This window comes from Citrobacter sp. wls826 (genome assembly GCF_005281245.1).
In the GTDB taxonomy this organism is placed as follows: domain Bacteria; phylum Pseudomonadota; class Gammaproteobacteria; order Enterobacterales; family Enterobacteriaceae; genus Citrobacter; species Citrobacter braakii.
This window is the reverse complement of the sequence record NZ_SZWS01000012.1, coordinates 1-8,136: the sequence shown is the minus strand read 5'-3', so window position 1 is coordinate 8,136 and position 8,136 is coordinate 1. Positions and strand designations below refer to the sequence as shown.

The window sequence follows — 8,136 nt, the reverse complement described above, 5'->3', positions numbered from 1 at the left end:
AGTGTCGCGGTTGCTGCCAGTCCGATGAGTGCGGCAACCGCGGGGATGCTGGCTATTCTGCATGAATATGCCGGGATTAGCCTTGGGCAAATACTGACAATTGCTCTCCCATCATTCTTTATGGCAGCTATTGTTACCAGCTTTTCTGTTTATAAACGCGGAAAAGAGCTGGAGGATGATCCGGAATTCCAGAGGAGAGTTGCTGCTGGCGAATATGAGTTCATGCATACAGAGCAGAAAAAAGAATTTGTTGCTTCAGCTGGCGCTAAAAAAGGTGTCGTTATCTTTGCGATTGGTGTGGTACTGGTACTTATTTTAGGTTCTTTTACTGAGTTACTCCCTTCCTGGGATGGAAAAAGACTGTCAACCCCAATGGTTATTCAGATGGTCATGTTGACAGCCGCGTTGTTTATTATGATTGTCAGTAAAGTACCAAGTAGTACCTTGAATAGCGGCTCAGTCTTCCGTGCAGGTTTGATGGGAGTGGTAGCAATACTCGGCGTTTCATGGATGACGGCGACGTTTTTTGATGCCTATCAGCCAGAACTGATTAAGGTCTTTGGTGGCATTGTCAATGATGCACCAATGCTATTTGGTGTGGTTGTATTCTTGTTCTCGCTGGTCATTATGAGCCCGGCGGCGACGGTAGCTGCCATCATGCCACTCGGTGTTACCTTAGGTATTCCAGCCCCGTTTCTTATCGCTATTTTTGCTTGTACCTGTGGTGACTTTATTATACCGGGAGCAAATCAAATCGGCTGTGTTGCATTTGATCGAACAGGTACCACAAAGATTGGACGCTTTGTTGTCAACCATAGCTATATTCGTCCGGGCTTTGTGATGGTTATCTCTCAGGTAATTTTTGCTTATCTCATTGCTCAGGTTGTTCTGTAAAGTACATTCTATGGAAAATTGCAGTGGTGCTATTCAGAAGTGAGTACCAGGCATCCTCTCTGAATTCATTCAGGGGGGATGCCATGAAGAAAAGGTTTACCACAATTAAATTGCTCTCTCACTACATCAGCATTTTGGAAAAAAGGAAGCAAAAAAGGGTTGATGCTACAACGGTGACAAGACCAGGTAGCATGTAGCTGTGATTAACCACATACTTGCCAATTCGAGTTGTCCCGGTACGATCAAACGCCACACAGCCAATCTGTGCCCCCCCTGGAATAATGAATGATCCACAAGTCAGCGGGAGCAGGGCGACCAGGGTTTCTGCCGGATATCCCATTAACACGCCAGCGGGGAGTAGCGCTACAGCAGTCGCTGCGGGGCTATAAATTACGGCTGAAAGACCAAAAACAATAATGCCGAACAAGACTGGATTCTGAAAACCGTGGAAAGCCGTGTTAAATAACTCGTGCCATGCCTCAAAAAAGGAGTTCATCATCCATGACAGACCAAATATGGCGACAACACCCACAAGACCAGCTTTAAAAACAGAACCTGAATCGAGTTTTGACGGAGAAATTCGACATACCATCATAATAATACATGCTGTTGTCAGCATAACTATTTGCAGCGTGGTAGGGATACTCATACGTTCCATTCCGGTACCGTTATTCCACTCAGGACGTAATTCAGGAATTGAACCCATAAGTACGACCAGAATGATACCGGTAAGGAAAATCAGCAATCCTCTCTTCGCCTCTTTTGTCACTATATTGGCTGTTCGCTCTTCAGCTTTTACTGATTCAAACTCACCTTCAGCAACCCTGCGTTGGAATTCCGGATCATTTTTAAGCTCATGACCTCTTTTAAAGACGAACAGGCAGCCGACAACGCAGCCAAGGAACGTTCCGGGAACGGTGACTAGCAAGATATCTAAAGCAGAGACATGTAATCCAGCAAGGACAGCAATTGTCCCTGTAACGACCGCACTGACCGGGCTGGCAATAAGCCCAAAATTGGCAGCGATTACTGACATCGACATGGCTCTCTCTGGCCGTACCCTGGCATCTGCTGCAATTTCAGCAATGACTGGATAAACCGAAAAGGCAACATATCCTGTTCCGCAGATAGCAGTAAAAAGGTAAGCGACTGCGGGGCCGAGGAAAGTGATAGCGCCCGGCCACTTTCTGAGGATCCGTTCTGCCATCGTAACGAATAAATCAAGCCCGCCAGCCGCCTGGAGGATTGTGATGCAAGTGATAACCGCAAGGATAATAGAAATAACAGTGAAAGGAGGTGAGTCGGGAGGGAGTCCAAAACCAAAAGTCAGGATAGCGAGTCCTAACCCGCCAGCAGCCCCCAGGCCAATCCCACCAAAACGCCCACCTATACCGATACATATAAGTACTATCGCAAACTGAGTTACGAATAACACCATAATTAATTCCTTTTTATTAACAAATGGCTTGGTATAATTTGAATAATAGGGGCTATAATCTTACCATAACAGTATATTAAGCAATCTAACTTATTAGATTATTTATACTCATCAGTTTTGCAGCACTTTAATCCGAGAGTGTTTATGGATAACAAAAACGAACTGTTTGAAAGTATTAAAAATTATCTGCTTGATGATGCTAACCGCAATGCTGATGGTCGCATTGAAACTGAAACTGAGCTTGCCGTTCGTTTTAATACATCAAGATATAAAGTTCGTCAGGCGCTCAGCACACTGGTACAGATGGGAATGTTGGAACGATCTCCTCGTCGTGGCAGCGTCTTGAAGAATTTGGAACAGCACAACATAAATCACCAGTTGTTAATGCAGTTTGATTTGTCTGGGTTTGATATCACGGAATTTACAGAGGCAAGGATCCTGATTGAGTGCGCGATTATCCCTCTGGCAACACGTAGAATTTTTCCGGCGATGCTCTCCAAACTTGAAAATGAGCTAAGGCTTATTGAAGAGAATGCGGATAACCCCCAGGTGGCCGATCGTCACGATAGAGATTTTCATTTGCTCTTGCTACAGGCGAGTGGCAACCGGGTGCTGCAGGTTTTCTCTGATGTCCTCATTACTTATTTTGAGAAAACAAGGGAGTCGTTACCTGCGAACGATCGTCAGTATTTTCTTGATACGGCGGCAAAACAGAGGGAAATACTGCTTCATATTAAAAAAGGGGATGCGCAGATGGCATCGGAGTTGATGAGAGCCCATTTGCTGGAAAAACGGCTGTAAGTCTTCTGTTAACCTGGTCAGAGCATGTTTACCGTTGGGTCCCCGCAATGCCGGGGACTTTTTTTACCTGAGATTAACCTGATTTAGTGAGCTATTCCTCAGCACTTATTTGTTATTGCTGTATCTTCTGCGTGAATGAAGCGAATGCTTCATATTCAAAAGGAGAATATTGAAATGGGAAAACTCACGGGCAAAACAGCATTGATTACGGGCGCATCTCAGGGTATTGGCGAAGGGATCGCCAGAACATTTGCCCGCCATGGCGCGAACCTAATCCTGCTGGATATCTCCGATGAGATTGAAAAACTGGCGGATGAGTTGGCTGGGCGCGGACACCGTTGCACCGCCGTACACGCTGACGTCAGAGATTTTGCGTCGGTCACGGAAGCGGTAAAACGCGCGAAGAAGATTGAAGGCAAAATCGATATTCTGGTCAACAATGCGGGCGTATGTCGCCTCGGCAACTTCCTTGATATGAGCGATGAAGATCGCGATTTCCACATTGATATCAACATTAAAGGTGTCTGGAACGTGACGAAAGCCGTTCTGCCGGAGATGATTGCGCGCAAAGACGGGCGCATCGTGATGATGTCATCTGTGACCGGCGATATGGTTGCCGATCCGGGCGAAACGGCCTACGCGCTGTCGAAAGCCGCAATCATCGGTTTGACCAAATCTCTGGCGGTGGAATACGCGCAGTCCGGCATTCGCGTTAATGCTATTTGCCCGGGCTACGTTCGTACGCCGATGGCGGAAAATATCGCTCGTCAGTCTAATCCGGAGGATCCTGAATCCGTATTAGTCGAAATGGCAAAAGCGATCCCGATGCGCCGCTTGGCCTGCCCACTTGAGGTTGGTGAACTGGCGGCATTCCTGGCGTCGGATGAGTCCAGTTACTTGACTGGCACGCAAAACGTGATTGATGGCGGCAGCACCCTGCCTGAAAGCGTTAGCGTCGGCGTCTGATTGATGCCGGTCTCCTCCCCGTGCGCTGGGGAGGAGGTACCCTTATTCTCTTTTCAACTTTCAAATCATCAAACGGTATATAAAACCGTTACTCCTTTAGCACTGGTTATAAATATGATGACCATAAGAAAGTCATTAAATTTATAAGGGTGCGCAATGGCCGTTAACTTACTGAAAAAAAGAACCCTGACGCTGGCAACAATGCTGCTGCTGGTGGGTCAGGCGCAGGCAACGGAGCTGCTGAACAGTTCATACGATGTCTCTCGCGAGCTGTTTGCCGCCCTTAACCCGCCGTTTGAACAGCAATGGGCGAAGGATAACGGCGGTGACAAACTGACGATTAAACAATCTCATGCCGGGTCATCAAAACAGGCGCTGGCGATTCTGCAGGGGCTGAAAGCCGATGTGGTGACCTATAACCAGGTGACCGATGTACAGATCCTGCATGACAAAGGCAAGCTGATCCCGGCCGACTGGCAAAGCCGTCTGCCGAATAACAGTTCGCCATTCTATTCCACCATGGCGTTTTTGGTGCGTAAGGGTAACCCGAAGAATATCCACGAATGGAACGACCTGGTTCGCCCGGACGTGAAACTGATTTTCCCGAATCCGAAAACCTCCGGTAACGCGCGTTATACCTATCTGGCTGCGTGGGGCGCGGCAGATAAAGCGGATGGTGGGGATAAAGCCAAAACTGAACAGTTCATGACCCAGTTTCTGAAAAACGTGGAAGTGTTTGATACCGGCGGTCGCGGGGCAACCACCACATTCGTGGAACGCGGTCTGGGCGATGTGCTGATCACCTTTGAATCAGAAGTGAACAACATCCGTAAACAGTATGAAGACCAGGGCTTCGAAGTGGTGGTGCCGAAGGTCAACATTCTGGCGGAGTTCCCGGTGGCCTGGGTAGATAAAAATGTGCAGGCTAACGGTACTGAAAAAGCGGCAAAAGCGTACCTGAACTGGCTGTACAGCCCGCAGGCGCAAACCATCATTACCGATTTCTACTACCGCGTGAATAACCCGCAGGTGATGGACAAACTGCAGGATAAATTCCCGCAGACCGAACTTTTCCGCGTGGAAGACAGGTTTGGCTCGTGGCCTGAGGTAATGAAAACGCACTTTGTCAGCGGCGGTGAGTTGGACAAACTGTTGGCGGCGGGGCGTAAGTAAATGTTTGCTGTTTCTTCCCGACGCGTACTGCCCGGCTTCACCTTGAGCCTGGGCACCAGCTTACTGTTTGTCTGCCTGATTTTGCTGCTGCCGCTTAGCGCGCTGGTGATGCAATTGGCGCAAATGAGCTGGGCGCAATACTGGGATGTGATTACCAACCCGCAGGTGGTGGCGGCTTATAAAGTGACGCTGCTGTCGGCGTTTGTGGCGTCGATTTTTAACGGCGTGTTTGGTTTGCTGATGGCGTGGATCTTAACCCGCTATCGCTTTCCGGGCCGTACGCTGCTGGATGCGCTGATGGATCTGCCGTTTGCGCTGCCTACGGCGGTAGCAGGTCTGACGCTGGCATCGCTGTTTTCGGTCAACGGTTTCTACGGCGAGTGGCTGGCGAAGCTGGATATTAAAGTGACCTACACCTGGCTTGGCATTGCGGTGGCGATGGCTTTTACCAGCATTCCATTCGTGGTGCGTACCGTGCAGCCGGTGCTGGAAGAGTTAGGTCCGGAGTATGAAGAAGCGGCGGAAACGCTCGGCGCTACGCGCTGGCAGAGCTTTCGTAAAGTGGTACTGCCGGAGCTGTCTCCCGCGCTAGTCGCGGGCGTTGCGCTCTCGTTTACCCGCAGCCTCGGTGAGTTTGGCGCGGTTATCTTTATCGCCGGAAACATCGCATGGAAAACGGAAGTGACCTCGCTGATGATTTTTGTTCGTTTGCAGGAGTTTGACTACCCGGCCGCCAGCGCGATTGCATCTGTGATCCTCGGGGCTTCGTTGCTGCTGCTGTTTTCAATTAACACCCTGCAAAGTCGCTTTGGTCGACGCGTGGTAGGTCACTGATGGCAGACATTACCCAATTGAAACGTTATGGCGCACCCCGCATCAACTGGGGGAAATGGTTTCTGATCGGCACGGGCATGCTGGTATCCGCATTTATTTTGCTGGTGCCGATGGTTTACATCTTCGTGCAGGCGTTCAGCAAGGGGTTGATGCCGGTATTACACAACCTGGCTGATCCGGACATGCTGCACGCCATCTGGCTGACGGTGCTGATTGCGCTGATTGCGGTGCCGGTAAACCTGGTGTTTGGCGTGTTACTGGCCTGGCTGGTGACCCGCTTTAACTTCCCTGGACGCCAGTTGTTGCTCACGTTACTGGATATTCCGTTTGCCGTTTCACCGGTGGTCGCCGGCCTGGTCTATCTGCTGTTTTACGGCTCTAACGGCCCGCTTGGCGGATGGCTGGATGAACACAACCTGCAAATTATGTTTGCCTGGCCGGGAATGGTGCTGGTGACGGTGTTCGTGACCTGTCCGTTTGTGGTGCGCGAACTGGTGCCGGTGATGTTAAGCCAGGGCAGCCATGAAGATGAGGCGGCGGTTCTGCTTGGCGCATCCGGCTGGCAAATGTTCCGTCGCGTTACGCTGCCGAATATCCGTTGGGCATTGCTGTACGGTGTAGTGCTGACCAACGCCCGTGCGATTGGCGAGTTCGGCGCGGTATCGGTGGTTTCTGGCTCGATTCGCGGTGAAACTTTGTCTCTGCCGTTACAGATTGAATTACTGGAGCAGGACTACAACACTGTCGGCTCCTTTACCGCCGCGGCGCTATTAACGCTGATGGCGATTATTACCTTGTTTTTGAAGAGCATGTTGCAATGGCGCCTGGAAAACCAGGAGAAGCGCGCGCAGCAGGAGGAAAATCATGAGCATTGAGATTGCCAATATTAAGAAGTCTTTTGGTCGCACACAGGTGCTGAACGATATCTCGCTGGATATTCCTTCAGGTCAGATGGTCGCCCTGTTGGGGCCTTCTGGATCGGGCAAAACCACGCTGCTGCGCATCATCGCCGGGCTGGAGCATCAGTCCAGCGGGCATATCCGTTTCCACGGCACTGACGTCAGCCGTTTGCACGCCCGCGACCGTAAGGTGGGGTTCGTGTTTCAGCACTATGCGCTGTTTCGTCATATGACTGTTTTCGACAATATCGCTTTTGGTCTGAGTGTTCTGCCACGGCGTGAGCGCCCGAATGCGGCGACGATCAAAGCAAAAGTGACCAAACTGCTGGAGATGGTTCAACTGGCTCATCTGGCGGACCGTTTCCCGGCACAGCTCTCCGGGGGGCAAAAGCAGCGCGTGGCGTTGGCGCGTGCGCTGGCGGTAGAGCCGCAGATCTTGTTGCTCGACGAGCCGTTTGGCGCGCTCGATGCTCAGGTGCGTAAAGAACTGCGTCGCTGGCTACGTCAGTTGCATGAAGAGCTGAAGTTCACCAGCGTGTTTGTTACCCACGATCAGGAAGAAGCGACGGAAGTCGCAGACCGCGTGGTGGTGATGAGCCAGGGTCATATTGAGCAGGCTGATGCGCCCGATCAGGTATGGCGCGAACCGGCTACCCGTTTTGTCCTGGAATTTATGGGTGAAGTTAACCGCCTGCAAGGGACGATTCGCGGTGGACAATTCCACGTGGGCGCACATCGCTGGCCGTTGGGCTATACGCCGGGCTATCAGGGTCCGGTGGATCTGTTCTTGCGTCCGTGGGAAGTGGACGTCAGCCGTCGTACCAGTCTGGATTCACCGTTGCCGGTACAGGTGCTGGAAGCCAGTCCGAAAGGACACTACACCCAATTAGTTGTGCAACCTTTGGGGTGGTATAACGAACCGCTGACGGTGATTATGCAGGGCGATGATTCCCCGAACCGCGGCGAACGTCTGTTTGTTGGGCTGCAAAATGCGCGTTTGTATAATGGCGACCAGCGTATTGAAACGCGTGAAGAGGAACTTGCCCTGGCGCAAAGTGCCTGATAGGTTAATTCGTATAGTTATCATCCGGTGGCGCTGCGCTTACCGGGCTTAACGGGTGGTGCATGACC

8 protein-coding genes are annotated in these 8,136 nt (G+C 50.9%); 7 read left to right on the top strand and 1 reads right to left on the bottom strand.

The window, feature by feature from the left end:
- On the top strand, positions 1-894 hold an 894-nt coding region (locus FDW87_RS01045; RefSeq protein WP_252362927.1), incomplete at its 5' end, for an anaerobic C4-dicarboxylate transporter family protein.
- Between the two features lie 121 nt (positions 895-1,015).
- On the opposite strand, the gene FDW87_RS01040 is transcribed toward FDW87_RS01045, so the two are convergent.
- Positions 1,016-2,332, bottom strand: coding sequence for an anaerobic C4-dicarboxylate transporter family protein (locus tag FDW87_RS01040; protein WP_016153936.1), 1,317 nt, complete (start codon positions 2,330-2,332; stop codon positions 1,016-1,018).
- A gap of 144 nt (positions 2,333-2,476) precedes the next feature.
- Here FDW87_RS01040 and FDW87_RS01035 point away from each other — a divergent pair, with 144 nt between their 5' ends.
- The 6 genes from FDW87_RS01035 to cysA all read left to right on the top strand — a co-directional run bounded on the left by FDW87_RS01035 (position 2,477) and on the right by cysA (position 8,068).
- Positions 2,477-3,133, top strand: coding sequence for a FadR/GntR family transcriptional regulator (locus tag FDW87_RS01035; protein ID WP_016153935.1), 657 nt, complete (start codon positions 2,477-2,479; stop codon positions 3,131-3,133).
- A 174-nt stretch (positions 3,134-3,307) separates the two neighbouring features.
- Positions 3,308-4,099, top strand: coding sequence for an SDR family oxidoreductase UcpA (ucpA, locus tag FDW87_RS01030; RefSeq protein WP_016153934.1), 792 nt, complete (start codon positions 3,308-3,310; stop codon positions 4,097-4,099).
- A gap of 156 nt (positions 4,100-4,255) precedes the next feature.
- Positions 4,256-5,272: a sulfate ABC transporter substrate-binding protein gene (locus tag FDW87_RS01025; protein WP_137379368.1), complete on the top strand. Its 1,017-nt coding sequence runs from the start codon at positions 4,256-4,258 to the stop codon at positions 5,270-5,272.
- On the top strand, positions 5,273-6,106 hold the full coding sequence (cysT, locus tag FDW87_RS01020; RefSeq protein ID WP_003038061.1) for a sulfate/thiosulfate ABC transporter permease CysT: 834 nt from the start codon (positions 5,273-5,275) through the stop codon (positions 6,104-6,106).
- Entirely contained in the window at positions 6,106-6,981 is an 876-nt protein-coding gene (gene cysW / locus FDW87_RS01015; protein WP_016153932.1) for a sulfate/thiosulfate ABC transporter permease CysW, read from the top strand. The genes cysT and cysW overlap by 1 nt, the downstream gene beginning before the upstream one ends.
- On the top strand, positions 6,971-8,068 hold the full coding sequence (cysA, locus tag FDW87_RS01010) for a sulfate/thiosulfate ABC transporter ATP-binding protein CysA (RefSeq protein WP_137379367.1): 1,098 nt from the start codon (positions 6,971-6,973) through the stop codon (positions 8,066-8,068). The genes cysW and cysA overlap by 11 nt, the downstream gene beginning before the upstream one ends.
- The last annotated feature ends 68 nt before the right edge of the window (positions 8,069-8,136 follow it).